The organism is Pseudomonas sp. Marseille-Q8238 (assembly GCF_965111915.1).
Map to the genome: position 1 here is coordinate 871,088 of NZ_CBCOPI010000001.1, position 25,806 is coordinate 896,893.

Annotated in this window: 19 protein-coding genes; 13 read left to right on the forward strand and 6 right to left on the reverse strand. The window is 59.6% G+C overall.

Features of this window, described 5'->3' with window-relative positions; translation table 11 throughout:
* Position 1: 1 nt before the first annotated feature.
* Together ACWPW0_RS03855 and ACWPW0_RS03860 are read left to right on the forward strand one after the other, a co-directional pair.
* Entirely contained in the window at positions 2-265 is a 264-nt protein-coding gene (locus ACWPW0_RS03855; RefSeq protein WP_454254480.1) for a DUF3613 domain-containing protein, read from the forward strand.
* Positions 266-274: 9 nt separating this feature from the next.
* Positions 275-2,041 (forward strand): TadG family pilus assembly protein, encoded by a 1,767-nt coding sequence (locus ACWPW0_RS03860; protein ID WP_454254481.1) that lies wholly within the window; start codon positions 275-277, stop codon positions 2,039-2,041.
* Between the two features lie 10 nt (positions 2,042-2,051).
* Here ACWPW0_RS03860 and ACWPW0_RS03865 read toward each other — a convergent pair whose 3' ends face one another.
* Together ACWPW0_RS03865 and ACWPW0_RS03870 are read right to left on the reverse strand one after the other, a co-directional pair.
* The gene (locus ACWPW0_RS03865) at positions 2,052-2,834 is read right to left on the reverse strand and encodes a response regulator transcription factor (protein WP_454254482.1); all 783 of its coding nucleotides are present in this window, start codon (positions 2,832-2,834) and stop codon (positions 2,052-2,054) included.
* 106 nt (positions 2,835-2,940) lie between these two features.
* Positions 2,941-3,414 (reverse strand): prepilin peptidase, encoded by a 474-nt coding sequence (locus tag ACWPW0_RS03870; protein ID WP_454254483.1) that lies wholly within the window; start codon positions 3,412-3,414, stop codon positions 2,941-2,943.
* A gap of 99 nt (positions 3,415-3,513) precedes the next feature.
* Between ACWPW0_RS03870 and ACWPW0_RS03875 the strand changes: the two genes are divergently transcribed.
* The 4 genes from ACWPW0_RS03875 to ACWPW0_RS03890 all read left to right on the forward strand — a co-directional run bounded on the left by ACWPW0_RS03875 (position 3,514) and on the right by ACWPW0_RS03890 (position 11,001).
* Positions 3,514-3,960, forward strand: coding sequence for a TadE/TadG family type IV pilus assembly protein (locus ACWPW0_RS03875; RefSeq protein WP_454254484.1), 447 nt, complete (start codon positions 3,514-3,516; stop codon positions 3,958-3,960).
* Positions 3,961-3,963: 3 nt separating this feature from the next.
* Positions 3,964-6,690: a PAS domain-containing sensor histidine kinase gene (locus ACWPW0_RS03880; protein WP_454254485.1), complete on the forward strand. Its 2,727-nt coding sequence runs from the start codon at positions 3,964-3,966 to the stop codon at positions 6,688-6,690.
* 246 nt (positions 6,691-6,936) lie between these two features.
* The gene (locus ACWPW0_RS03885) at positions 6,937-9,243 is read left to right on the forward strand and encodes a collagen-like triple helix repeat-containing protein (protein WP_454254486.1); all 2,307 of its coding nucleotides are present in this window, start codon (positions 6,937-6,939) and stop codon (positions 9,241-9,243) included.
* Between the two features lie 84 nt (positions 9,244-9,327).
* Positions 9,328-11,001, forward strand: a complete 1,674-nt coding sequence (locus ACWPW0_RS03890; protein ID WP_454254487.1) for a ShlB/FhaC/HecB family hemolysin secretion/activation protein — start codon at positions 9,328-9,330, stop codon at positions 10,999-11,001.
* A 12-nt stretch (positions 11,002-11,013) separates the two neighbouring features.
* Here the strand turns inward: ACWPW0_RS03890 and ACWPW0_RS03895 are convergent, their stop codons facing one another.
* Positions 11,014-15,135 (reverse strand): sensor domain-containing protein, encoded by a 4,122-nt coding sequence (locus ACWPW0_RS03895; protein ID WP_454256691.1) that lies wholly within the window; start codon positions 15,133-15,135, stop codon positions 11,014-11,016.
* Positions 15,136-15,652: 517 nt separating this feature from the next.
* Here ACWPW0_RS03895 and ettA point away from each other — a divergent pair.
* The 6 genes from ettA (at position 15,653) to ACWPW0_RS03925 (ending at position 23,624) form a co-directional block, all read left to right on the forward strand.
* Positions 15,653-17,320 carry an energy-dependent translational throttle protein EttA gene (gene ettA / locus ACWPW0_RS03900; RefSeq protein WP_447589186.1) on the forward strand — a complete coding sequence of 556 codons (1,668 nt, stop codon included), beginning with the start codon at positions 15,653-15,655 and terminating at the stop codon, positions 17,318-17,320.
* 199 nt (positions 17,321-17,519) lie between these two features.
* A complete protein-coding gene (gdhA, locus tag ACWPW0_RS03905) occupies positions 17,520-18,860 on the forward strand; it encodes an NADP-specific glutamate dehydrogenase (RefSeq protein WP_447589188.1) in 1,341 nt (446 codons plus the stop codon).
* 317 nt (positions 18,861-19,177) lie between these two features.
* Positions 19,178-21,625: a Lon protease family protein gene (locus ACWPW0_RS03910; RefSeq protein WP_454254488.1), complete on the forward strand. Its 2,448-nt coding sequence runs from the start codon at positions 19,178-19,180 to the stop codon at positions 21,623-21,625.
* A 185-nt stretch (positions 21,626-21,810) separates the two neighbouring features.
* Positions 21,811-22,152, forward strand: a complete 342-nt coding sequence (locus tag ACWPW0_RS03915; protein WP_447589192.1) for a PA4575 family protein — start codon at positions 21,811-21,813, stop codon at positions 22,150-22,152.
* Between the two features lie 192 nt (positions 22,153-22,344).
* The gene (locus ACWPW0_RS03920) at positions 22,345-22,839 is read left to right on the forward strand and encodes a TIGR00645 family protein (RefSeq protein WP_447589194.1); all 495 of its coding nucleotides are present in this window, start codon (positions 22,345-22,347) and stop codon (positions 22,837-22,839) included.
* Between the two features lie 155 nt (positions 22,840-22,994).
* On the forward strand, positions 22,995-23,624 hold the full coding sequence (locus ACWPW0_RS03925) for an FKBP-type peptidyl-prolyl cis-trans isomerase (RefSeq protein WP_447589196.1): 630 nt from the start codon (positions 22,995-22,997) through the stop codon (positions 23,622-23,624).
* A 191-nt stretch (positions 23,625-23,815) separates the two neighbouring features.
* Here ACWPW0_RS03925 and ACWPW0_RS03930 read toward each other — a convergent pair whose 3' ends face one another.
* The 3 genes from ACWPW0_RS03930 to ACWPW0_RS03940 form a co-directional block, all read right to left on the reverse strand.
* Positions 23,816-24,058 carry a PA4570 family protein gene (locus ACWPW0_RS03930; RefSeq protein ID WP_447589198.1) on the reverse strand — a complete coding sequence of 81 codons (243 nt, stop codon included), beginning with the start codon at positions 24,056-24,058 and terminating at the stop codon, positions 23,816-23,818.
* Between the two features lie 137 nt (positions 24,059-24,195).
* Positions 24,196-24,606 carry a DUF6691 family protein gene (locus tag ACWPW0_RS03935; RefSeq protein ID WP_454254489.1) on the reverse strand — a complete coding sequence of 137 codons (411 nt, stop codon included), beginning with the start codon at positions 24,604-24,606 and terminating at the stop codon, positions 24,196-24,198.
* Positions 24,603-25,043, reverse strand: coding sequence for a YeeE/YedE family protein (locus ACWPW0_RS03940; protein ID WP_454254490.1), 441 nt, complete (start codon positions 25,041-25,043; stop codon positions 24,603-24,605). Before ACWPW0_RS03940 ends, ACWPW0_RS03935 begins: the two co-directional genes overlap by 4 nt.
* A 316-nt stretch (positions 25,044-25,359) precedes the next feature.
* On the opposite strand from ACWPW0_RS03940, the gene ACWPW0_RS03945 reads away from it, so the two are divergent.
* Positions 25,360-25,644 carry a metalloregulator ArsR/SmtB family transcription factor gene (locus tag ACWPW0_RS03945; RefSeq protein WP_447589204.1) on the forward strand — a complete coding sequence of 95 codons (285 nt, stop codon included), beginning with the start codon at positions 25,360-25,362 and terminating at the stop codon, positions 25,642-25,644.
* Positions 25,645-25,806: the final 162 nt, after the last annotated feature.

Consider the following 25,806-nt stretch of genomic DNA (forward strand, 5'->3'; position numbering starts at 1 on the left):
GATGAACGCTCGGTGGATGGTTGCACTGATTGTCATGCTGCCGCTGTCGATACAGGCCGCTGAAACGCCTGCCACGAATGCCAAAAGCACCGTGGCGGGTTGGCTGGAACAACAGCGCTCCGGCGCTCAGGCGTCTCCCCATGAGCAACGGGCGACGCCAGCCGAGCGTGAACTGAGCTATCAGCGCTGGCTGGATAGCTATCGGCATGCGATCCCTGAGTTCTTCGATACCAGCGGTTCACCAGGATCATCCTCAGGCAAATGAGGTGCGATCATGAACGCACGGCATATGAGGTTTCATGCACAACGAGGAGCCATCGGGCTGACCGCGGCGGTAACCCTCGGTTTGCTTCTGGTTTGCCTGGTGCTGGTGGTCGATAGCGGTCGTTTGTACCTGGAGAAGCGTGCATTGCAGCGAGTGGCTGATATGGCCGCCCTGGAGGCCGCATCCACGGGTGGGCTGTGTGCCAATCCTGCGACACCATGGACCCATGATGCTGCTCAGATGAAGGCGTTGGCCAGTGCGCAACGCAATGGTTTTTCGATCAGTTCTACCCGTTCGCTGACAGCCCGGATTGGCGGCGTGGTGATAGGTGCTGACTCCCGCCGTGATCTGGTCGAGAACGCCTCTTTGATCGATGCGGTGAAGGTCGAGGTGCGCAAACAGGTTCCTGCCAGTGTGATCATGGGCGGTTGGTTTGGCAGTCAGGTAAATCTCTCGGGCCAGGCTGTTGCACGACGTAGCAATGTGGCCAGCTTTTCAGTAGGCAGCGGCCTTTTGCGGCTCAATAGCGATGAATCGCCACTGCTGTCACCCCTTTTGAAGGGCTTGCTGAACGGTAATGTCGATGTGTCAGTACTTACTCCGTCAGGAATCGCCGGCGCCAATGTGGAGCTGCTGAAGTTTCTCGATCTGCTCAAGGTGAAGGCGAATGCAGGCACGCTGGATCAGCTGCTTGAGACTCGCATCGGACTGTTGCCCTATGTGGAAACAGTCGCTCAGTTGCTGAGTGCCAGTAGTGACACTGCGGGCGTTTCGCTGAGTGGCGCGAAACTGGTCAATATTCCTGCGGTAACCACAACTCTGGGCGAGTTGCTGGGGATTGCCACCGGAACTCCCAGGGAGGCATTGAAGGCTAATGTGAATCTGTTCGATATGTTGTTGGCCGGAGCAGTGGCGGCGAACGGGAAGCGTTCGGTGGCATTGGACCTGACGGTACCTGGTCTGGCCTCTGCAACGCTGGATATTACCGAGGCGCCAAGAAAGGCGCTTGGCCCTCCGGGGAAAAATCCTGTGACAGGAGAGTGGCGTACTCGAGCGACTACCGGACAACTGGATCTGGTGCTTGGGTTGAAGCCAGAGCTACTGGGAATCCTCAGTCTGGGAGGATACGGGGTCAATGCCAAGGTCGATCTGGCCTTGAGGGTTGGCCTTGCGCAGGCCGAAGGTGCACTGAAAAGTGTCCGTTGCACCAATCCAGGGCAGGTGCAAATAGAGGCCAGCACCAAAACGGACAATATTCGTCTGACAGCAGTGGGCAGTAAAACGGCGCCTGCCACCATTACGCTCGATGTTCTGACGCTGCCGATACTGAAAGCAGAGATCGGTCTTGGTGGTGGGCAGCCACCAGTGATTGGCAGTGCATCAAGAACGCTTACCTACACCAGTACATCTACGCCTAGGCCAAATGGCACGGTGGTGACGACGTTCTCTCCGAATCCACAGATGTTGTCTTCGCAGGTAGCACTCAGCCTGCCATCCCTGCAGGGAACCAATATTCAACTGTTGTACAGCGAGTGTGTGCCAACACTGTTGAACCTTTTCTGCATTCTCCATGGGGTGCTGCAATTGGCCACGAATACGGTAATCAACACCGTACTGACTGTGGCAGGAGGCGCGGTGAATTTACTGAACTCGGTCCTGTCGGCATTGAGCAGCACAGTCATCACGCCCCTACTCGATGCATTGGGCATCAAGCTGGGGTTCAGTGAAGTGATGCTGCTTGATGTGCACACCGCGCCCCCACAGTTGGTCCGCTGATGCGCCGTAGTCAGTGCGTCGTGACTCGTCCTGGTCCGGACTTTCCGGGGGTGAGGGCGAGGGCGAGTTGCGTGCGATTGTGCATATGGGTCAGTCGTAGCACCTGAGAAACGTAGAGTTTTACCGTGTTCTCGGTAATGCCCAGTTCGCAGGCAATCTGATAATTGGTCATGCCTTTGCCAACCAGGCGGGCCACATCCAATTGCCGACGTGACAACATCTCGAAGTAGGGGGGCAAGGGGAGTTGCTGAGTTTGTGGCTCGGCGGCAGGGTTGGTGGGGGCTTTGTTGGTGGACTTCTGGGCGTTGTTGAACTCCCGGTACAGTTCGTCCACCGAAGAGGCAACGTAGTGCAGTTTCTGGTTCAGGTTTTCCATGAGCTGATAACGCTGCAGGCGGCTCCGTAGCTTCAGTTCGAGACGCTGGAGTGCAGCCAGTAGCTGCGTCATGTCGACCGGCTTCTGGTAGAAGTCGGCGAACCCTACGCGCATGGCTTCTACCACGTCCTTCTGCTCGCCCTGCCCCGTCAGGAGGATGGCCTCGAAGGGATGGTCGTCACCGGCGATCTGTTCCAGCTCCTTGACCAGTCCAACGCCGTTGAGGCCTGGCATGTTCAGGTCGCACAGCACCAGACCGATTTCAGGATCGGCCTGGAAGATGGTAATGGCATCTTGAGAGGAGTAGCAGGGAATACAGATGAAATTGCTGTCTTCCAGATATTCGTACAGTTCCTCAACCGACTGAGGCTCGTCATCGACGATCAGCAGTTTCACACGCGCATTCAACCTGTCCATGTCTCACCCTTCCTGCAGGTCATGAGCGATAGAGGCGGCTCCATCGCTCTGTAGGCCCGATCTAGCCGCAGTTGTCCTGTTGGCCGACCTATTAGGTGTAGATGATCTAGGGCGAAAAATGAAACTGATCGGTCAATAATCCGACGAGCAGAAAGGGCGCGAATGGAAATTCATGTCTGTGTTCAGGGGCGAGCATGGGAATGTAGCGTTGAATATTGCTGGGAATTCGATGCCAGAGCCTGCGCGTAGTCATTGCCCAGACCAGATAAGCGGCGCCAGCGCCGACGATGCAAAACAGCAACGTGCGCGGAGTACTGGTCAGAGCAATGAACAGCAACAGTTTTACATCGCCAGCTCCCAATCGCTTCAGCCAGTAGCCAGGCAGGGTCAGGAGCAGGGCCAGGAGCGCCGCAAAGGCTGCTTCGACCGGACGGGCACCCAGCCAGGTCGTACCGGCAATCGACAGCCACACCAATGCGAGTGCGCAGCCGCCGAGGGTGAGCCAATTGGATATGCGGCGGTGGGCGGCATCCTGCCAGGCACACAGGGCCAGCCAGACGAATAGAACGAGTGTATGCATGCGTCCTGCAAGACCTCGTGGGAGCTTCTATGCTGAAAGGTATCTTGCCGCATTGTAGCTGTGGCGGCACCCAGTAGGCGTTCGTTCGGAGATAACGACATGGACGTGAAATCTCGACTCGGAGGCAGCAGGCAACGGGGCGCAGCTGCTATCGAGTTTGCGCTGGTCTTCGTGGTGTTCTTTGCGATCTTCTATGGGGCCGTCAGCTATAGCCTGCCATTGCTGATGATGCAGTCCTTCACTGAAGCGTCTGCCGAGGCGACTCGTCGGGTCGTGGCGTTGAACCCTATTGCCAATAATTATCAGGCGTTGGCGACCGCGGAGGTCAATGCTGTGGTCGACCAGCGCCTGGCTTGGCTTCCCTCTGTATTTCGTCCTCATCTGACCACGCAAACGACCCTGGTCAACGGATTGTTGAGCGTGCGCATCGCGTACGACTACGGCAATCACCCTTTGGTCCCGGCTCTGGTCCTACCTGGAATCGGAGAGCTGCCGAGCATTCCCCAGACACTGTCAGCCACCTCCAGCCTGAAGCTGACGGAGTAAGCCATGGGCTGGTTCGACAGGCAGGTCGACGCGCCATCACCTCCAAAGTCACTCAGCATGGACCCGCTCTGGGCACCCCCTGGTGGTCTTGCCATCGAGTTGGATCAGGAGGGCAATGTGCTGCGGCTGGCCGGGGCCCTGGTCGCGCATTTGGCGGTTATGAAGCCCAACCGATTACGTGATTGTCTGTGCCTGCACACCGCGTGGGAAATGCTCGATGATCTGGCTGCCTCGGGCGCACATGTGCTGGATCTGGATTTTCAGGGTCGTGGTGGGCGTGTGCTGCATACGCGAGGCTGGATACGCTCCGTCGAGCCAGGCTGGCTGCTGTGCCTGCAGGATATTTCCGACGTTATGGCCCAGGCTCAGGCGGGCGCGTTGCGAGGTCAAAGCCTGAGCGAGGCTGGCCGCCTTGCCGAGCGGATACGCGATTGCGTGCCCGGCACACTGCAGTTCACGACTGCTGAGTCGCTGCAGCGATTGGCTCAACTCTGGCAGATGCCCACCGTAGCGTTGGCGGTTAGTGATGGACAGGGCTGGCGGGTTTATGCGCATTACCAGGAGCATGGTGCTCCGGCTCTCTGGGCGGATGCGGAGGCGCTGGGTAATGGCCTGGGGCGGTTGGGAGATGCCCCATTGCAGTGCTTGCCGGCCAGCGTGTCTGGGTTGGCTGCTCTGCACGGCTGTGACAGTGCCTGGCTGGTGCCTTACCGCAATGGCGGTGGTGTTCGGGCCTGGCTGATAGCGGCTCCCTATGAAGCGAGCCTGGAGCAGCCAGGGCTGAACATTGAGGATTGGCGGCAGGCCTTCGCCTTGCTTGCCGGTCCATTGCTGGTTCGTCTCGATGAGCAGCATCAACAACACCAACTGGGCCGCCTGCAAGCCTTGCAAGGGCTGCTGGGTGTAGGGTGGTGGGAGTATCACATCGGTGCTTCGACCATCGATTTGGCAGTGGCGCTGGCGGAAGCCTGGGCGCTCCCCGCAGGGCAGTCGTTGCCGCTAGCGCACTGGTTGGAGGCCGTGCACCCAGCGGATCGTGATGAGCTGCGTATACGTTTGCTGGCGCTGGAGGCTGGTGGTGCTGGTTTTGTGCTGAGCCTGCGCCTGAACCGTCCGGGGGATACCGTGTGGCAACGCGTACAAGCCTTGGTGTTGGAGCAAGGTAGAGCGCGCCGCATCGTTGGTTTCGCGCTGGATATCAGTGATATCAAACGCGAGGAGGAGCGTGCCACCACCGCGCATGCACGGCTGCGTAATCTGGTAGCCAGCGCTCCCGCGGTGATCTATGTGCAGGACTACGCCGGGGGCGCTCTGGAACTGGCGTTTTGCAGCGACAGCCTGGCGCCGTTGCTGGGCTGGTCTCTGGCCGATCTCCGGGGTGCCCAGTTGGCCGAGAAAGTGCACCCCGAGGACCTGGATACCTTCTTTTTCCGCTCACGCGAGCTGCTGCGCGAAGGTAGCACCAGCTGTCGTTATCGCTTGCGTGATCGGCGTGGCGACTATCACTGGCTGCTGGATGAAGCCAAGTTGTTGCGTGACGAATTGGGATTGCCGCGCGAAGCGGTAGGCTTATGGCTGGATGTTACCGAGGCAACCCTGGCAGCTGAGCGGGTGCGCGAAAGCGAAGAGCGCTATCGAATCCTGGTGGAAGACTCGCCGGCGATGATTTGTCGATACACGCCTGATCTGTGCCTGACATTCGCCAACCGGCCGTTGGCTGATTACCTCGAACGAGAGCCCCACGAATTGATCGGCGCCTGTCTGGGTGATTGGCTGTCCGAAGATCAGCGCCAGGCGTTCAACCAGCGGCTGATCGGACTTACACCAGAGGCGCCATTGAGCACAGCGGAAATCTGTCTGCAGTTGCCCGGTCGGCAGCACGCCTGGTGGATATGGGCGGACCGTGGCGTGTTCGATGAGCACGGCCGCTTATGCGAGGTGCAGGCCGTTGGACGTGACAACACTGAGGTTCGTCAGGCCCAGCAGCAATTGTTTCAGGGCGCGAAAATGGCCACGCTGGGCGAGATGGCCACGGGGATGGCACATGAAATGAATCAGCCTTTGCACGTGATGCGCATGGCCGTGGCCAATGTGCTGAAGCGTCTGGCCGGAGGCGATGTGCCGGCTCAGTATCTGGAGGACAAGCTGATTCGCATCGAGGCCCAGGTACAGAGGGCTGCGCGTATCGTCGACCATATGCGGGTCTTCGGTCGTCGTTCGGAAATCGAGCAGCAGGTATTCGACCCGTTACAGGCGATGGAAGGGGCCTTGTCACTGTTGTCAGAAGGGTTGGTTGGCAAAGGATTGGAACTGCGCGCCGAGCTGCCCACCTCCACGGCACAGGTGCAGGGGCACGCTGATCAGTTGGAGCAGGTGTTGATCAATCTGATGGTCAATGCGCGGGATGCCATGCTGAGCAAGTGGGAGCACGAGCCTACCTTCAAGCCCTGGCTTTGCTTGAGGGCGACGGTAGAAGAGGGTTGGGTTCGCCTTTGGGTCGAGGATAACGGTGGGGGCATCGAGCCGCGAATCATGCAGCGAGTTTTCGAGCCGTTCTTTACCACCAAACCAGTCGGAAAGGGCACAGGCCTGGGGCTGTCGGTCAGCTATGGCATCGTCCAGCAGATGGGTGGGAATCTCAGTGTGGAAAATGCAGAACAAGGCGCCAGATTCTGCGTGACCTTGCCGTGTGTTGAGCGGACTGCAGAAGAGCCACTGCCTGTCGGATAGCCGTTTTCAGATCACCGCTGGTCTAGAAGGGCGTTGGATAAATGACGTTCTTTTTCTGACGCATTGTTCTGGGTTTTATATAAGTGGTTGTTTTTAAATGGGTAGTTAGGCCGGAGAGGCGGGATATATAACGGGTTAATACTAAGTTCAGAATTGCTGGCGCATCGAGGCTGTACTGAGATCGTTCTCACGGGAAAGGGATGAGTGCCCTTTCAGGCAGTGACAACGAAATAAGGAAGGATTCTCATGCGTACTCCAGGCGGCGTTCATATCAGTTCAGTGTTGGCTCTGGCTTTGGCAGTTAGCCTGGCAGGATGCAGTTCTGGTGGTGGCGGTTCGAAGAACTATGTCAGCTCCAGTTCCAGCAGCGGCGGCGGCACCACGCCTACGACTCCCACTACCCCAACGACACCTACTACCCCGACCACTACGCCCACCACCTTGACCACGACCAATATCGTGCGCGAGACCGCTACCGTTGTCGGCTCGGTGGGTACGACTGTTGATGCTCTGGGTGATGGTATTGCCGGCATAAGCATCGCGGGTAACAAGGACCTTACTGGCGGCGCCGGTGGCCTGGTCTCCTCGATAGGTGCGGCCAGCAACAGCCTGGCTTCAGGCCTGCACAATGGCCTGGGTAGCCTTGATAGCGAACCCAATGCAGTGGGCGTGACCGTGGCAGGGGTTGGGCATGCCACGTCGGACCTGGGTGGCGGTGTTTCCACGCTGGGTAGCGGGGTAAAAGCATTCGGCCAATCGGAGCTGCTGGGTAATGTTCCGGTTGTCGGTCAGATTTCCCTGGTTGGGGGCGTGGTCAGTCAGGTCGGCGCAGTGGTCGAAGGCAAAGGCGAAGTCGTGACCATGCTGGGGGATACCTTGAGCACGGCGGTAACCAGTGGCCCGCTGGGGCAGGTGACCACCAAGGTCAGCAGCGACGTGCTGCTTCCTGTGACCCAGCTCGTCGAAGGCAGTCTGTATCAGGTGAGCAGTGCTACTGGTCTGGGTGAGCCGGTGAATGGTGGCCTGCAGCAGGTCAGTGGTCTGGTTTCCAACCTCAGTGACGGTCTTGCCGGAGCGGGTGGTAACAATGGCGTGATCCTGGGCCTTAGCGGTGCCGTGGATGGCGTTGGCGGTATCGTCGGGGCCGCAGGGGGTTACTTCGGCGGCAAAGAGCCGGGTGAGGCGCCGGATCTCGGTAAGCTGAATGTTTTGCAGGGGCTGGTTGGCCAACTGCTACAGAAGGTCGGTGGTGCAGGTCAGCCTGGCACGGATTCGTTGCTCAGCCTGAAGCATCAACTGGCACAACTGGCCAGTGGCCTGAGTAATGGTTCGCTTCCGGTTGGCTCGGTTGATCAGGATGCCTTGTTCAGCCTGCATCGTCTGGTGCAGCACGTGGTGAACAAGGCGAATGCCGGGCAGTTGCTGGCAGGTGGTCAAGGTGCCCCGTCATTGCAGGGGCTGGATCGCCTGGGTAAAGCGCTGACCTCGCTGGGTACGGACGGACTGCTGGGTAACGTTGGCGGTAATCAAGGAGCTGCTGGCCTGCACGGCCTGGTTACTCAACTGACCGAGCAGGTCAGTGCGGGCGGCCTCAACCTTGGCGCCGGTGACAAGAATCTGCTGGCGGGCCTGCAGCACTGGACCAAGCAACTGACCTATCAACTGGGTGCCGGTGTTATCCCTGCGGGTTCGGTCGATCAGAATGCCCTGGGTGGCCTGCGCAGCGTGCTTGAGCATGTGGTCAGCAGTGTTGGCGCCGGTAACCTGCAAGGTGGGCAGGATGCTCACAACGCTCTGCTCGGCCTGAACAACGTGGCGTATTACCTGCTGGTCCGGGTCGACCCCAATGGACTGCCCACAGGTGAGGTCAATCAGGGCGCTTTGTTCGGCCTGCAACGTCTGACCCAGTATGTGGTGGGGCAAGCTGGCGGCGGGTTGTCCAACGGTGCTCTGGACCACAATGCTCTGGCCGGTCTGTATAGCGTGACCCAGAACCTGGTGAACGGTGCGGGCATGCAGGGCCAGGCTTTCAATCTGCTGGAGAACCTGGGTGGTGTCGTGGCTGTGACTGGTCGTGGCGTTGATGCAGGCAGCCCCAACGGTCTGGTTAGTTCCCTTGGCAATAACCTGCAGAGTGGTGGTGGGCTGGTCGCTTCTCTGGGCACCCTGGTGGGGGGCAATGGGCAGCCTAATCAAGCGGCTGGCCAACCTCTGGCAGGTGTCGGTGAAACCGTCGGCCAGGTGCTGACTCCGGTAGTCGGCACGGTAACCGGTCTGACCCAGGGTGTCGGCTCGGCTACCGGGCTGGGTGCTCCGGTCAGCAACCTGACAAATGGCCTGGGGAACACCGTGAGTTCCATTGGCACTGGGTTGCAAGGTGCTGGCGGCAACAATCCAGTCACCAATGCGCTGGGGGCAACCGTCAATGGTCTGGGCAATACCGTGACTCAGGTGGGTGGCCTGCTGAACGGTGGCAATGCCGGGAACGGCCAGCCGGGTCTTGTGGGTGGCTTGCTGCAAGGTCTGACAGGCGCTGGCAAGGCTGGCAAATAGAACTAGTCTTGCTGAAAGGCCGGGTGATCCACGAGTGGGCCGCCCGGCCTGTTGCCGTTCTGTTCGTTGGTCAAGGAGTGACTCATGCGTGTACTGGTTATCCTGCTGGGCCTTGCTGGAGCTGTTTGCCAATCCGCTTTCGCTGCCGATGCGCTACCCAACTTCCTCAACAGCAATGCGATAGAACGTAACCTGCCGTCCCCCAACCTCCCTGCTGAAACCTATCGCCCCAAGACACCCGAGCTGAAAGTGCCCGAAGCACAGCCTCGGCAGACCTTGCAGATGGGCACTCAGGTGCTGGTGCGCAATGTGCGGATCGAGGGCGGGAGCGTCTACCCGATCGAGGAACTGGCCGAGCTGTATCGCCCGCTGATCGGTCGGGAAAGCAGCATGAGTGAACTGCTCGAGGCCACGCGCAGCATCACCCGCCGCTATCAGGCTGATGGTTATCTGATCTCCTACGCCTTCTTGCCCAACCAGCGTTTCGAGGACGGGCTGGTGCGCGTGGTGCTGGTGGAGGGTTATATCAAGGACTACCAGCTTCAGGGTGAACTGGGAGCGGTGCAGGGCTATCTGGAAAAACTCGTGGCGAAGATGAAGGGCGAGCGCCCACTGACCCGGGCGACCTTCGAGCGATACACCGCACTGATGAGCCGGATCCCTGGGGTGCGCGTGCGTGCCGAACTGCCACCGCCGGGCACCACCGACGGCGCTGCCCGGTTGAATGTCGCGGCTGTGCGTGAAGCCTGGAACAGCAGCCTGTCGTTCAGTGATGGCAACAACTCCTCTGGCCAGGCGCTGGTGACCTTGACCAGTAACTCGCACACTTCGTTTGGCGAACAGATCAGTCTGGGTGCGTTGTACCCACCAGGGGAGGATCACGAGCGCTACCTGCGCTTCGACTATGGCCAGTACCTGAGCAGCGAAGGCACCCGGCTCAATCTGTTCGCTTCCAGTTATCGCAGTGATCCGTCCGACAACCTGCGCCTCACCAATGGGCTGGAGCTGGAGCGTCGTCGCTCCAGTGATCGCCTGTCGCTGGGCGTCAGTCATCCCTTTGTTGCCACCGCCACGAGCTGGTTGAGCGGGACCGTTCGTCTCTACGGGGTGGATGACAGCACCCATTATCGCGGCGTCGGGTTCCCGCTCTCGATCAAGGATGAAACCGATATACGCGTGCTGGCGCTCGAGGCGGATTGGCGGCAATCGAATGCGCAACGCTTTCGCATCGTAAGCGGCGGCCTGTATCGGGGGTTGAATACCCTGGGGGCGAAGACCGAGAACGATCTGTTCGATCTCGAATTCACCCGTATGAATCTCTACGCGATGCAGAGCGACAAGTTTGGCGAGCGCTGGCAGGGCGTCCTGTCAGGTGCGTTGTATTGGAGTGAGGACAATCTGCCGGATGCCGAGCAGGCGATTTTCGGTGGGCAGAATTTTGGCCGAGGTTACCCGAACGATCAGGCATCTGGCGACAAGGGTTGGGGCGTGGGGTATGAGCTGGGTTACAGCTTCACTCTGGAGAACAAATGGTTGAGCCTGCTGCAGCCATACGTGGCGGTCGATGCAGCACGCACCTGGTTCAACGAACAGCCAGTCCGTCATTCCGAGCTGTCATCGGCTGCATTGGGCATTCGTTTCGGCGATGCGCGTTACTACAACATCTCGCTGGAAGCCGCCAAGCCGATGGCTGATAAGGCGCTGGATAGCAATAATCGCAATCCACGCCTGACAGTGAGCTTCAGTTATCAGCTCTGAATCTGGCAGCAGTCACTGCAAGGTGAATTGGGTGCTGCTGTCATAGAGGCCGGCGAATTCGTCGGCCGGCATCGGCTTGCCGAACAGGTAGCCCTGGACCTCATCGCAACCGTGGTCGCGCAGGAAGTCGAGTTGTGCTGTGGTCTCGACCCCTTCGGCAATCACCGACAGGTTCAGGCTGTGGGCCATGGCGATGATGGCGCGGGCAATCTGTGCATCTTGCTCGCCCCCCGGCAAGCCATCGACAAAACTGCGGTCGATCTTCAAGACGTCGATGGGGAATTGCTTGAGGTAGTTGAGTGACGAGTAGCCCGTGCCGAAATCATCCACCGCGATGGACAGGCCGAGCTGCTTGAGGGTGGCGAGAATCTGCATGGTTTCACTGACATCGCGCATCAGGATGCTTTCAGTCAACTCTAGCTCCAGGCACGCAGGGGCGAGGCCGCTGTTGCCTAGCATGCTGGAGATGCGCATGCCCAGTTGCCCATCGGCGAACTGACGGGCCGAAAGATTGACCGATATCTTCGGCACATGGATCTGTGCCGCTTGCCAGTTGATCATCTGCTGGCACGCCTCGGCAATCACCCAGTCGCCCACCTGAACCACCAGGCCAAGTTCTTCGAGCACCGGGATAAAGTCCCCCGGCGGCACCAGGCCGCGTCGTGGATGCTGCCAGCGTAGCAGGGCTTCCACGCCAGTGAGGTACTTGCCATCGCCACCCAGTTGCGGCTGGTAGTAGAGACGAAACTGGTTCTGTTCAAGGGCGTGGCGCAGGTCGCTTTCCAGTTCCAGACGTTGCAGCGCGGTGGCGTTCATGTCCGCCTGGTAGAACTGGAAGTTGTTTTTGCCGCGCTCCTTGGCGTGGTACATCGCGGTGTCGGCGTTCTTCATCAGTTGGCTCAGCTCGCCACCATCCTGCGGGCTGAGGGCGATACCGATACTGGCAGTGACGAAGAACTCGCGGCCCTGCAGCACGAAAGGCTGGGCGAGGCTGGCGAGAATCTTTTCGGCGACATGCACGGCCCGATGCAAGGCACCCTCGCGGCTATCCCGTGGGCGCAACAGCAAGGTGAACTCATCGCCGCCCATGCGCGCCACGGTGTCGTCTTCATCGACACAGTCTGACAAGCGCACGGCGACGTCCTTGAGCATGCGGTCACCTGCCGCATGGCCAAGGGAGTCGTTGATCGGCTTGAAGCGGTCCAGGTCGAGGAACATCAGCACCACCCATTCATCATGCCGCTCGGCATGTTGCAGGGCGGTGTGCAGGCGGTCCTGGAACAGGGTGCGGTTGGGCAAAAGGGTCAGTGCATCGTAATAGGCCAGGCGATGGATGCGTTGCTCGCTGGCTTTGCGTTCGCTGATGTCGTTGAAGAAGCACACGTAACTGACCAGGTCGCCATCGTCATCCTGTACGGCGGTGATGCCGACCCAGGCTGGGTAGTTTTCGCCATTCTTGCGTTTCAGCCACAGCTCGCCTTCCCAGATACCGTGCTTGCTCAATTGGTTGAGAATGAACGTGAGCTGGCCAGCTTGCTGACGGTCGGCAGTGAGCCGGCCGGGCGTCTGGTCCAGTACGTCAGCAGTGGCATAGCCGGTGATGCGCTGGAAAGTCTTGTTGGTTTGTACGATGTAACCCGCCGGGTCCGTGACCAGAATGGCCGCCGTGGAGTGTTCGAACACGGTGGCAGCCATGCGCAGATCGCGCTCGGCCCGGCGTTGCTGGCTGATGTCGCGGGCAATGCCCAGGGCGCCTTCGAAGCGATCCTGTTCATCCCACATCAGCATCACGCGCATTTCCACGGTGATCTTGCGACCATCGGCTCGCAGGCAGTCGAAAACGAAGGGTTTGCTGGTCAGGCGTGACTGCAGCTCGAGCAACTGTTGTGAGTCGCCCAGTGACTTCTGGACTTCGCCCAGCAGGTTATAGAGCTCTGCCAGTTGGCGCGGGTTGGTGATGGTGCCGAACAGGCCATTCTGCAATACCCATTCCGGGCTGTAGCCGAAGAATGCCTGGGTCGAAGGGCTGACATAGTTCAGTTGCAACTGGCTGTTGGACGAGATGATTACATCGCTGATGCTTTCTGCCAGTAGCCGATAACGACGTTCGCTGTCGCTGAGGCTCGCCTGGGCATTGATCTCCGGGGTGATGTCCTTGGCTACGCCAATCAGCCGGCTGACACGACCTTGAGCATCGCGGCTGAGCGCGTGTTCGCGCACATCAAACCAGTGCCAGTCACCATTGCGATGGCGCCAGCGCAGCTGACAGTTCAGCGTCTGCTTGCTGCCCACGACTTTCTGCAGGTTGCGCACGCGCTGATAAAGTTCGACATCGTCCGGGTGGAGAATCTGCTCCCAGAAGTTGCCACGGAACTGCTTGATCTCTTCGCGGCTATACCCCAGGTCTGGCCCGAGGCGATTATTGCTGAACAACACCCGGTGGTTGGTCATGTCGTGAACATAGAGGGTGTCTGGTACGGCACGGACCACATCCGACCAAAACCGCTCACGCTCGACCAGCGACAGCTCGATGCGTTTTCGGCTGGTGATGTCGTGCAGGCTCAGCGTGACGGCATGCAACTGCTCTCGGTTCGGTGGTAGCTGCAGGGTCAGCCATATATAGCGCTCATGGCCTTGCAGCGTTCTGATACGGGTTTCCAGTTGCAGCTCGGGTTTGCCATCGAGCAGGGCCGCGATCAGTTCATAGCGCATGCCACCAATGCGCAGTGGCGAAAAGCCGATGACGTGTTGCCAGATTTGCTGGCCATTGTCGGCACCGATCAGGCGCAACGCCAACTGGTTGACTTCGGTCAGGTGGAAGCGCTGTAGCACCTGTTGGTGGCGCTGTTCATCAGCCGCGAGCCAGGACGCTAGCTGGTCGCTGTGAGTCAGGCCTTGTTCTTCCAGAAGCTGGGCGAGGCGGGTGAGGTCGAACACGCAAAGGGCAACGCCGCCGCCCTCGAAAATATCCTGATAGCGCCGGCGAGTGTCCTGCATCACCCGCAGGGCATGCTCTTCCTCGGTGACATCTCGCAGCACCCAGGCCCGACCGGAAGCCTTGGCGTCCTTGTCGAGAACATGGCAGGTCACGGTGTAGAGGCGTTTTTCACCTTCCTGCAGGATTTCTACCGGTGTGCTCTGGCTGTATTGCTCGTCTTGTACCCAGGGCGCCAGCGCGGGCAGCAGGCTGAGAATATGGCGCTTGCCGCTTTGTGTCTGGGCCAGGCCGAACATCTGCTCGGCCCGCGGGTTGAGGTAACTGATCTGTCCATCCGCCTGGGTAACCAGAACGCGCTCGTCGATTGTGCCGAGCGCACCGATGGCATCTTCCAGCGAGCGACGGGACAGCTCGTGGGATTCCCGCAGGCTGCGTTGCTCTCGCAGCATGCCGAACAGTGTGAGCAGGGCCAGTGCCGCACAGAGAATGAAGAACAGCAGCTTGCCTGCCTGGCTGGAGAGTAGCTCGGCCCGTGCATGCGGGGCATCGAACAGCGCATGGACCAGCCAGTCGCTGCCGGCCAGCGGTACTTGCAGGATACTGTGCGCCTGCTCGCTTTCGCTGAGCGACGTCGTGGGTGCCGTAGCGTCGGGGGGCTGGCGCAGTATGACTTGGCCGCTGCGTTGATCCTGCAGGAGCCAGGGCAGCGGTTTATAGGTCACCGGCAGCCAGTTGTGCAGCCCTGCGGTGTGCAGGCGGATCAGCCAACCGCTGCCTGCCGCTGGTGTGTCGGCGCGTGGTAGCACCAGGTACAACAAACCCTCATCGCGCAGGCCATAGGCAAAACGGTAAGGCTGGCGCCGCTGGCTCAGCAGGTGAGCAATCAAGGCTTGGTCTTCTGCCGCGGGGGCACTGTCAGCCAGAATACGGCCCTGGCCATCGAACCAGGCCAGGCTGTGCAGGGCAGGGTAGACCCCTTGCAGGTTTTCCAGCAATTGCGCTTGCTGGTCCGCTGAAGGAGGGGTAACGGCATTCTGTTGCAGGAAGGTCTGGCCGGCTTCGGCCTTCAGCTTCATGGCCAGGTCCAGGTGTTCGGCGAGCTGCGTGCTGTAGGCCAGGCTCTGCTGGCGCTTGCTGTCTTCCAGTTGCTGGAATTCCTGTTGCAGCTGCCACATCAGCAGGCCCAGCATCAGCATCACCAACAAGGCCAGTGCGCCTCTGAGCGAGCCACGCGAAGACCGGGTGACAGCGTCTCCCAGGGTACGGGTCGAGCGATGACGGCGGAGTTTGGGCACGCAACGAATCCTGCTGATACAACGACCTGTCTGCGGACTGTAAGCCAGGTAATCAGTGTTAGGGGCGTCGATACATCCTGAATATCTCCTTTTTGCGACCTGCCATCCATGGCTGCCACCTGTTCAGGGCGCTCGTCGGGCGATATCAACAAGCACTCCGGCTGTCGGGGTGTCGTTGTAGGTCGCGTGGTCTGGCGCTTCGAGCGGGTGGTGGAGCATCAACGGAGCCTAGAATGCCCTGATGCAAGGCGAAGTGCCATTACTGTCCATCGCTGGATTTGCTCCCGTTGACACATTTCGATAGTTTTGCCGCACACATCGGGCGTGCGAGCTATCATGTCCGGTCGCGACAAAGGTGGCTGCAGGCAAAGGCCCAATGCCTCTCTTTTCCTTTATAGAAGCAGAACCAAGGTCATCCATGGCTCAATACGTTTTCACCATGCATCGGCTGGGCAAAGTTGTTCCGCCGAAGCGGGAAATCCTCAAGAACATTTCCCTGTCCTTCTTCCCTGGCGCCAAAATCGGCGTGCTCGGCCTCAACGGCTCGGGCAAGTCCACCCTGCTGAAGATCATGGCAGGTGTCGACACCGAGTTCGACGGCGAAGCCCGTCCGATGCCGGACCTGAATATCGGCTACCTGCCGCAGGAGCCGCAGCTCGACCCGAGCAAGACCGTGCGTGAAGTGGTCGAGGAAGCGGTCAGCGTGATCAAGGACGCTCAGGCGCGCCTGGACGAGGTCTATGCCGCCTACGCCGAGCCGGATGCCGACTTCGACAAGCTGGCCGCCGAGCAGGCCAAGCTCGAGGCCATCCTGCAGGCCAGCGATGGTCACAATCTCGAGCGCCAGCTGGAAGTCGCCGCTGACGCACTGCGTCTGCCGGCCTGGGATGCCAAGGTTGAACACCTTTCCGGCGGTGAAAAGCGCCGTGTGGCCCTGTGCCGCCTGCTGCTGTCGGCCCCGGACATGCTCTTGCTCGACGAGCCAACCAACCACCTGGACGCCGACTCTGTCGCCTGGCTGGAACATTTTCTCCACGACTTCCCCGGTACCGTGGTTGCGATCACGCACGACCGTTACTTCCTGGATAACGTCGCCGGCTGGATTCTCGAGCTTGACCGCGGCGCGGGTATTCCTTACGAGGGCAACTACTCCGGTTGGCTGGAAGCCAAGTCCGACCGCCTCGCCCAGGAATCCAAGCAGCAGTCGGCTCACGAGAAGGCCATGAAGGAAGAGCTGGAGTGGGTGCGCAAAGGCGCCAAGGCCCGCCAGTCCAAGTCCAAGGCCCGTCTGCAACGTTTCGAGGAAATGCAGTCGCAGGAATTCCAGAAGCGCAGCGAAACCAACGAGATCTACATTCCGGCCGGCCCGCGCCTGGGTGACAAGGTCATCGAATTCAAGAACGTCACCAAGGGTTACGGCGATCGCGTGTTGATCGACAACCTGTCGTTCTCCATGCCCAAGGGTGCCATTGTCGGCGTAATCGGTGGTAACGGTGCCGGTAAGTCGACCCTGTTCCGCATGCTCATGGGCAAGGAAACCCCGGATTCGGGCAGCATCGAGATCGGTGAAACCGTACAGCTGGCCTGCGTGGATCAGAGCCGTGAAGACCTCGACGGCGGGAAAACTGTGTTCCAGCAGATTTCCGACGGCTCCGACCAGATTCGTATCGGCAACTACGAGATTCCGTCGCGCACCTACGTCGGCCGCTTCAACTTCAAGGGTGGCGACCAGCAGAAGTTCGTCAAGGACCTCTCCGGTGGTGAGCGTGGCCGCTTGCACCTGGCCCTGACCCTGAAGGAGGGCGGCAACGTCCTGCTGCTCGACGAACCGTCCAACGACCTCGACGTCGAAACCCTGCGCTCGCTGGAGGAAGCCCTGCTCGACTTCCCAGGCGCTGCCATCGTGATCTCTCACGATCGGTGGTTCCTGGACCGCGTGGCAACCCACATCCTCGCGTATGAAGATGATTCGCAAGCGGTATTCTTCGAGGGCAACTACACCGAGTATGAAGCCGACCGCAAGAAGCGTCTCGGCGACGCTGCTGCCCAGCCGCACCGGGTACGGCACAAGAAACTGGCGCAGTAAGTTGCGCACAAAAAAGGGGCTGAAAGGCCCCTTTTTTGTGCGCGTAAAACCCCTGTTTTCCTTAGTTATTTTATAGTTTTGCACCAAATAGTTGCTGTCATGCGACGTTTTGGTCTGTTATGACGCGTTTCTGGCTGTTAGAGTGCTGCCCGATTTTCAGAAAGTGACCGTGCCCTTACGGTCAAGCGAGGCCACTCTTATGACCGAATCAGTTGATACCTTCCTTGCCCGTATCAAGCAGCGCGACCCCGACCAGCCCGAGTTTCATCAGGCGGTCGAAGAGGTTCTGCGTTCCCTGTGGCCTTTTCTCGAAGCCAACCCACGCTATTTGAAGAGCGGCATCGTCGAGCGTATGGTCGAGCCCGAGCGGGCGATCCTGTTCCGCGTGCCGTGGGTCGATGACAAGGGCCAGGTGCGCGTCAACCGCGGCTACCGTGTCCAGATGAACAGCGCCATCGGCCCGTACAAGGGCGGTCTGCGCTTCCATCCGTCGGTGACCCTGGGCGTGCTCAAGTTCCTCGCCTTCGAGCAGGTGTTCAAGAACTCCCTGACGTCCCTGCCCATGGGCGGCGGCAAAGGCGGCTCCGACTTCAATCCGAAGGGCAAGAGCGACGCCGAAGTCATGCGCTTCTGCCAGTCGTTCATGAGCGAGCTGTACCGTCACATTGGTGCCGATCTCGATGTGCCAGCGGGTGATATCGGCGTCGGTGGTCGTGAAATCGGCTACATGTTCGGTCAGTACAAGCGCCTGGCAAACGAGTTCACCTCAGTACTGACCGGCAAGGGCCTGGCCTACGGTGGCAGCCTGATTCGTCCCGAGGCCACCGGTTACGGTTGCGTCTATTTCGCCCAGGAAATGCTCAAGCGCAAAGGCCATTCGTTCGAAGGTCGCCGCGTAACCATCTCCGGCTCCGGCAATGTGGCGCAATACGCTGCACAGAAGGTCATGGAGCTTGGTGGCAAAGTCATTTCCGTTTCCGACTCCGAGGGAACCCTGCACCTGCCACAAGGCATGACGGACGAGCAGTGGGCCTACCTGATGGACCTGAAGAACGAGCGCCGTGGCCGTTTGACCGAAATGGCTGCTGAGTTCGATCTGCACTTCCTGGCTGGTCAGCGTCCCTGGGGCCTGGCCTGCGATATCGCGCTGCCTTGCGCCACCCAGAACGAGCTGGATGCTGAAGACGCCCGCACGCTGCTGGGCAACGGCTGTATCTGTGTCGCCGAAGGCGCCAACATGCCCTCCACCCTGGAGGCCGTCGACCTGTTCATCGAGGCGGGGATCTTCTACGCACCCGGCAAGGCATCCAACGCGGGCGGCGTGGCCACCAGCGGCCTGGAAATGAGCCAGAACGCCATGCGCATGCACTGGAGTGCGGGTGAGGTCGATACCAAGCTGCATGGCATCATGCAGTCGATTCACCACGCGTGCGTTCACTACGGTGAAGAAGAGAATGGCTTCGTCAACTACGTGAAGGGCGCCAATATCGCCGGTTTCGTCAAAGTGGCGGATGCCATGCTGGCGCAAGGCGTAGTCTGACGCCGATGTAGACGGTGGTCCCGTGCCGCAGCAATGCTGCGGTGCGGGTCACTCTCGATTGTTCCGGTGGCTCGTTCTGAGGCATCGCCTGTTCTGCAACGTTCGTTGCGCTGTTGTTCTCACTGACTTCCCCAGTTCGACTCTCGACCCGCTCCGAGGGTGTGGAGAGACCACGTCTGCCTATGCATTTGCTGATCGTGCCGATGCATGAGCCAGACGTTTGTCCTGGGCGCTCTGGATTTCTTGCCATGGTCATCGTCGCAGCGCCAGAATGGGTCAACTCCATGCGGTGTTGCACCGCCCGATTAGGACTCCCGATGCCTGAATCCTTTGCTGCCGGTCTCCACCTGGCGCCTCATGAGCTGACCCGTCCCTTCGCCCCTGAACAGTTCAATTTCACGTCCACGGATGAACTCGAGCCATTTCGTGGCGTGCTCGGCCAGGAGCGCGCCGTCGAAGCGCTGCAATTTGGCGTGGCGATGCCCCGGCCCGGTTACAACGTATTCGTCATGGGTGAGCCGGGCACCGGCCGCTTCTCGTTCGTACAGCGTTATCTCAAGGCTGAAGCCAAGCGCCTGGAGACGCCTCTCGACTGGGTATACGTTAATCGTTTCGACGAGCCACGCGAGCCGCGTGCGCTGGAGCTGCCCGCAGGCAGTGCCGGCGAGTTCACCGCCGATATCGGCCATCTGATCGATAACCTCTTGTCGACCTTTCCGGCCGTATTCGAAACCCCGACCTACCAGCAGAAGAAAAGCGTTCTCGACCGCGTATTCAACCAGCGTTACGACAGGGCGCTGGACGTGATCGAGCGCCTGGCGCTGGAAAAAGATGTTGCCCTGTACCGCGACAGCAGCAATATCGCCTTCACCCCGATGAAGGATGGCAAGGCGTTGGATGAGGCCGAGTTCGCCCAGTTGCCCGAGGCCGACCGCGAGCGTTTCCATGCGGATATCGCTGAGCTGGAGGAGCGGCTCAATGAAGAGCTGACCGGCCTGCCGCAGTGGAAGCGCGAGTTGAGCAACCAGTTGCGCCAGCTCAATGAGGAAACCATCACGCTGGCCTTGCAGCCATTGCTGGCGCCGTTGTCGGAGAAGTACGCGGAGAATGCAGGTGCCTGTGCCTACCTGCAGGCCATGCAGATCAACCTGCTGAAGACCGTGGTCGACCTGATGGGGGACGACAAGTCAGATGCACAACGCCGCGAAATGCTCGAAGAGCAGTACTGCCCGAGCCTTGTGGTCGGGCATCACGTCGATGGCGGGGCGCCGGTGGTCTTCGAGCCGCATCCGACCTATGACAACCTCTTCGGCCGGATCGAATACAGCACCGACCAGGGCGCGCTCTACACCAGCTATCGCCAGCTGCGCCCCGGGGCGCTGCATCGTGCCAATGGTGGCTTCCTGATTCTCGAAGCGGAGAAGATGCTCGGCGAGCCGTTCGTGTGGGAAGCACTCAAGCGCGCCCTGCATTCCCGCCAGCTGAAGATGGAATCGCCGCTGGGCGATCTCGGTCGCATTGCCACCGTGACCCTCACGCCGCAAATGATTCCCTTGCAGCTTAAAGTGGTGATCATTGGCTCGCGCCAGCTCTACTACGCCTTGCAGGATGCCGACCCTGACTTCCAGGAAATGTTTCGTGTGCTGGTGGACTTCGACGAGGACATTCCGCTGGCCGATGACAGCCTGGAGCAGTTCGCCCAGTTGCTGAAGACGCGCACCTCGGAGGAAGGCATGGCGCCGCTGACGGCTGCTGCCGTGGCGCGCCTGGCCACCTATAGCGCGCGCCTGGCCGAGCACCAGGGGCGTCTGTCGGCGCGTATTGGCGATCTCTTCCAATTGGTCAGCGAAGCAGACTTCATTCGTAGCCTGGCCAACGATACGACCACCGATGCCGGGCATATCGAACGCGCGCTGAAGGCCAAGGCCACGCGTACCGGGCGGGTGTCGGCGCGGATCATCGACGACATGCTGGCGGGCATCATCCTTATCGACACCACGGGCGCGGCGGTCGGCAAATGCAATGGCCTGACGGTGCTGGAGGTCGGCGATTCGGCCTTCGGCGTGCCCGCGCGTATTTCCGCTACCGTTTATCCGGGGGGCTCGGGGATCGTCGATATCGAGCGCGAGGTCAACCTGGGGCAGCCGATCCACTCTAAGGGCGTGATGATCCTCACCGGCTACCTGGGCAGCCGCTACGCCCAGGAGTTTCCACTGGAAATCTCAGCGAGCATCGCGCTGGAACAATCCTATGGCTACGTCGACGGCGATAGTGCTTCTCTGGGCGAGGTCTGCACGCTGATTTCCGCCTTGTCGCGTACGCCGCTCAAGCAATGCTTCGCGATTACCGGCTCGATCAACCAGTTCGGCGAGGTGCAGGCGGTCGGTGGTGTGAACGAGAAGATCGAGGGCTTCTTCCGTCTATGCGAAGCCCGGGGCCTGACCGGTGAGCAGGGTGCCATCATTCCCTATTCCAACATCACCACTCTTATGCTCGATGAACGTGTGTTGCAGGCTGTGCGGGCCGGCATGTTCCATGTATACGCCGTGCGTCATGTCGATGAAGCATTGAGCCTGCTGGTAGGCGAGGCAGCGGGAGCGCCGAACGAGAAGGGCGAGTTCCCGGCTGGTAGCGTCAATGCACGTGTCGTCGAGCGACTGCGCTCCATTGCCGAGATGGGTCTGGAGGAAGAGGAAAAGGAGCCGGTGCAGATCGCCGAGGTGAAAACCCGGGCCAAGCCTGCGGCGAAAAAAGCCAAAGAGTGATGGCATACGCAGTTGGGCTGGTCAGTCACTGAGCAGTTCACCTGCGGCTGCGCGCGCCGTCGGCCCGGGCACCTTTCCCCCAAACCATTCACAGAGTTATCCACAGTCTGCGGGGATAACTTTTACTTTCCCGGGCGGTGTGCCGGGGTGTAGGCTGGAAGCCACTCCCTGAGAGGATCGCCGCCATGTCGCGCAGCCTCTGTCTCACTCGCCAGTGCCTTGGCCTGACCACTCGTATCGAATGCCTGATTCGCCCATTGGCGGGGGATCGCGGCTTATGGACGTTGTTGTGCGCGGCAGGGATGTCTGGCGCGCAGCCGTCCGCTGTCAAGGCGCAAGGCCCGTTCTATGGGCCTTTGCAGGCAGAAACGGTGCTTGATGCCATTGCCGATAGCTTGTCGACACAAGGCTATCTTGCCTGCGCGGAGCCGGCGATATGGTCATTGCATCTGCATGCCGAACTGCGTCGCTTGAACGCTGAACGGCAGCATCCTCCCGGGGATTACCAGTTTCGCCCGGAGAGCTGAGCAGGCAGGCTGAGTACTTTTTGCTCAAGGCTCGCCAGGCGCCGTCTTTACCGCTTCGTAGCCATTCTTCCTGCCCCTGCCCACAAGGTTATCCACAATTAGCGGGGATAACCTTCCGCGACATTTGGCATCTTTGTCGGCACGCACAGGCTGGGTATACTCGCCGCCGGTTTTTTTACTCGGCGAGAGCATATGGAACGCTTTATCGAAAATGCGATGTACACCTCGCGCTGGTTGCTGGCACCGATCTATTTCGGGCTGTCACTGGGGCTGCTGGCGCTGTGCCTGAAGTTCTTTCAGGAGATCTTCCATGTCCTGCCGAACATCTTTGCTCTGGCCGAGGCCGATCTGATTCTGGTGCTGCTGTCGCTGATCGATATGGCGCTGGTGGGCGGGCTGTTGGTGATGGTGATGATTTCCGGCTACGAGAATTTCGTTTCTCAGCTGAACATCGATGAGAGCAAGGAAAAGCTCAGCTGGTTGGGCAAGATGGATTCCAGCTCGCTGAAGATGAAAGTGGCTGCGTCCATCGTGGCGATCTCCTCGATTCATCTGCTGCGGGTATTCATGGATGCGCGCAACATCCCCAATGACAAGATTCTCTGGTACGTGATCTTGCACATGACCTTCGTTGTGTCGGCATTCGGCATGGGCTTTCTGGACAAGCTGACCAAGCACCACGATTGAGGCATTCATCGAGCGCCCGATCATCGTGAGGTGATCGGGCGTTTTTGTGCGTGCTCTGGCAACTGGGCCTAGCTCCTGGGCGGTCATGCATTGCCATGCTGATACGGGCTCTGTGCTAGTCTGGCCGCCCTTTTTTATGCCGAGCGGAGCCGCACATGTCCGAAGCCACCCTATCCAATGATCTGTCTACCGACGAAGGCCGTGTCAGCTATGGCATTGGCCGCCAGCTGGGCGACCAGCTGCGCGACAACCCGCCGCCGGGTGTCAGCCTGGATGCTGTCGTTGCCGGCCTGCGTGATGCGTTCGGCGGTGAGCCTAGCCGGGTTTCCTCTGAAGACCTGAATGCCAGCTTCCGGGTGATTCGCGAGATCATGCAGGCCGAAGCAGCTGCCAAGGCTGAAGCCGCGGCAGGTGAAGGTCGTAGCTACCTGATCGAGAATGCCAAGCGTGAAGGCGTTACCGTTCTGCCTTCTGGCCTGCAGTACGAAGTGCTGGTGGCGGGCGAGGGCGCCAAACCGTCTCGCGAAGATCACGTGCGTACGCATTACCACGGCACCCTGATCGACGGCACGGTGTTCGACAGCTCCTACGAGCGTGGCCAGCCTGCCGAGTTTCCAGTGGGTGGCGTAATCGCCGGTTGGGTCGAGGCCCTGCAACTGATGGGTACCGGCAGCAAATGGCGCCTGCATGTACCGAGCGAACTGGCCTATGGTGGTCAGGCTGCCGGCAGCATTCCGCCGCACAGCGTGCTGGTATTCGATGTCGAGCTGCTCGACATCCTTTGATCAGCAGGTGATGGCGGCTCGACAGAGCCGCTAGAAAAGCGATGCCCGGGTGTCATCCAGACAACCCGGGCATCTGTCGGAGCAACCCTGCCCCTGTGTCATGGTCGCCTTCGTAAAGGCACCCATGCTCCTGTCACTTCCTCTGTGTCAGGGTGCGGGCCGGCATAGGCCGGCAGAATGGATCTACGTGCTCAGTGCATCTCACCGTGTGGGCGCAAGGCCCGTGCGTAGCAGAACAGAAACAGGCTACGGACCAGCTCCTTGAGCACGCTTGGCTCACTGGAGTTCAGGCCGATCAGATCCAGATCACCCTGGTCGCGCAGCTCATCGATGGCTTCCTCTTCCAGCACCGCACAGACTTCTCCGGTTTCCCGGTTGAGGATGCGCAGGTACGGGTGTGGACGGTCCAGCCAGGCATCGATCAAGTAGGTCATGTCTCATCTCCTTGTTGCGAGAACACGAGATGAGAATAATTCTTATTGAGATAATAGCAAGCCTCAATCGCGCCTTTTATCGGAATTCGATTTATCCCGAGGCTGTTGCCTTGCGCGGGTGCACAAACATGGAGCTTTCAGGCCGACTCTGGGCGTTTCTCCAGCAGCCTGAATAGCAGCATTCCACCGACCATGCCCGTGACGAAGATCAGTCCGTCGACCGAGCCGGTTCCGAGCAAAACGATGGCGGGGCCAGGGCATATGCCTGCGAGCCCCCAGCCAATGCCGAAGATAAGCGCACCAATCAACAGGCGCCGATCAATCGGACCCGATGGTTCAGTGGCGGGAGAGGCAGATTTGCGGCGTCGTGCCATGGTGAATGCCACGGTCGCGACACTGACGGCGCCGCCCATCACGAAGGCCAGGGAGGGATCCCAGAGGCCGGTTATATCAAGAAACCCGAGGACCTTTTCCGGTTGGGTCATGCCTGAAAGGATCAGGCCGAGACCAAATATCAGGCCGGCTACCAGTGCGAAGAGATTGTTCATTGGGCGCTCCCGAGCAGGTGCCTGATGACGAAGACAGTGACGATGCCGGCGAGCATGAATGTGAGCGTGGCAGCCCACGAGCGCGGAGCGTTTCTGGCCAGCCCACAGATTCCGTGCCCGCTGGTGCAGCCACTGCCCAGACGGGTACCAAAACCCACCAGAAGACCTGACACCAGCAGCAACGGCCAGGAGGTCTCGATGCGGACAGCAGGGCGTTCGCTGATCAGGTGGTAGAGGCTTGGCGCAAGCAACAGGCCCAGGATGAAGGCGATACGCCAGGCGCGATCCTGCGGTGTCAGACGCAGTAATCCGCCAAGGATGCCGCTGACTCCGGCAATCCTCTTGTTCCATAGCAGGAGCACTGCGCTGGCAAGGCCGATGAGTAGGCCGCCAAGCAGAGCGGGTAGCCAGGTGAAGTTCGGCCAATCGATGGTCATGCTGTTCTCTCTGGTGTTACATGGTTGCTCCTGCTTGCTGGGTGAAGGGTAGCGGGCAATCAGGTCAGTATTCGTTTTTACAATATATGATTAATTATAATGTTTGCTAGCCCTGTCTTTCACGACGCTGTGCATGAGAGGCTCGGGACGCGCCAGGGGCGAAAATTCATGCGGCTCTGCCATATTCAGGCCTGCAGAGGCTCAAGACTGTGAGTTGGCGACCGTATTTTTTTCAGAAAAGAAATTGTTTTTCTTATACTGTGCAGCTCCTATCCCGCTTACCGAGATCTTCCACGGACATATGGATATTCAGCTCATGCGTCAGGCCGCCACGGATGCTGCGGCCGTGTTGCGTTCCCTGAGCCATCCTGATCGCTTGATGCTGCTCTGCCAGTTGAGCCAGGGTGAGCGCTCGGTCGGTGAGCTGGAAGAGCTACTGGGTATCCAGCAACCCAATCTTTCCCAGCAACTGGGTGTGCTTCGTGCCGAAGGGCTGGTGGATACTCGCCGTGAAGGCAAGCGCATTTTCTATTCGGTCAAAGATCCTAAAGCTCTGCAGTTGCTCGGTACGCTCTACGAGCTTTACTGCCCTCAACCCTGATCCGTTTCAAGTGCGTGCAGTGCACGGCAGCTATGAGCTTCAATGCTCTTATTCCTTTTGGGGATATAAATAGCATTTAATATTATTATTAAACAATATGTATTTTGTTTAATAGTTTGCTCCGAGAAGGCCGATACAGGCCGCACCCTTAGGAGCACACAC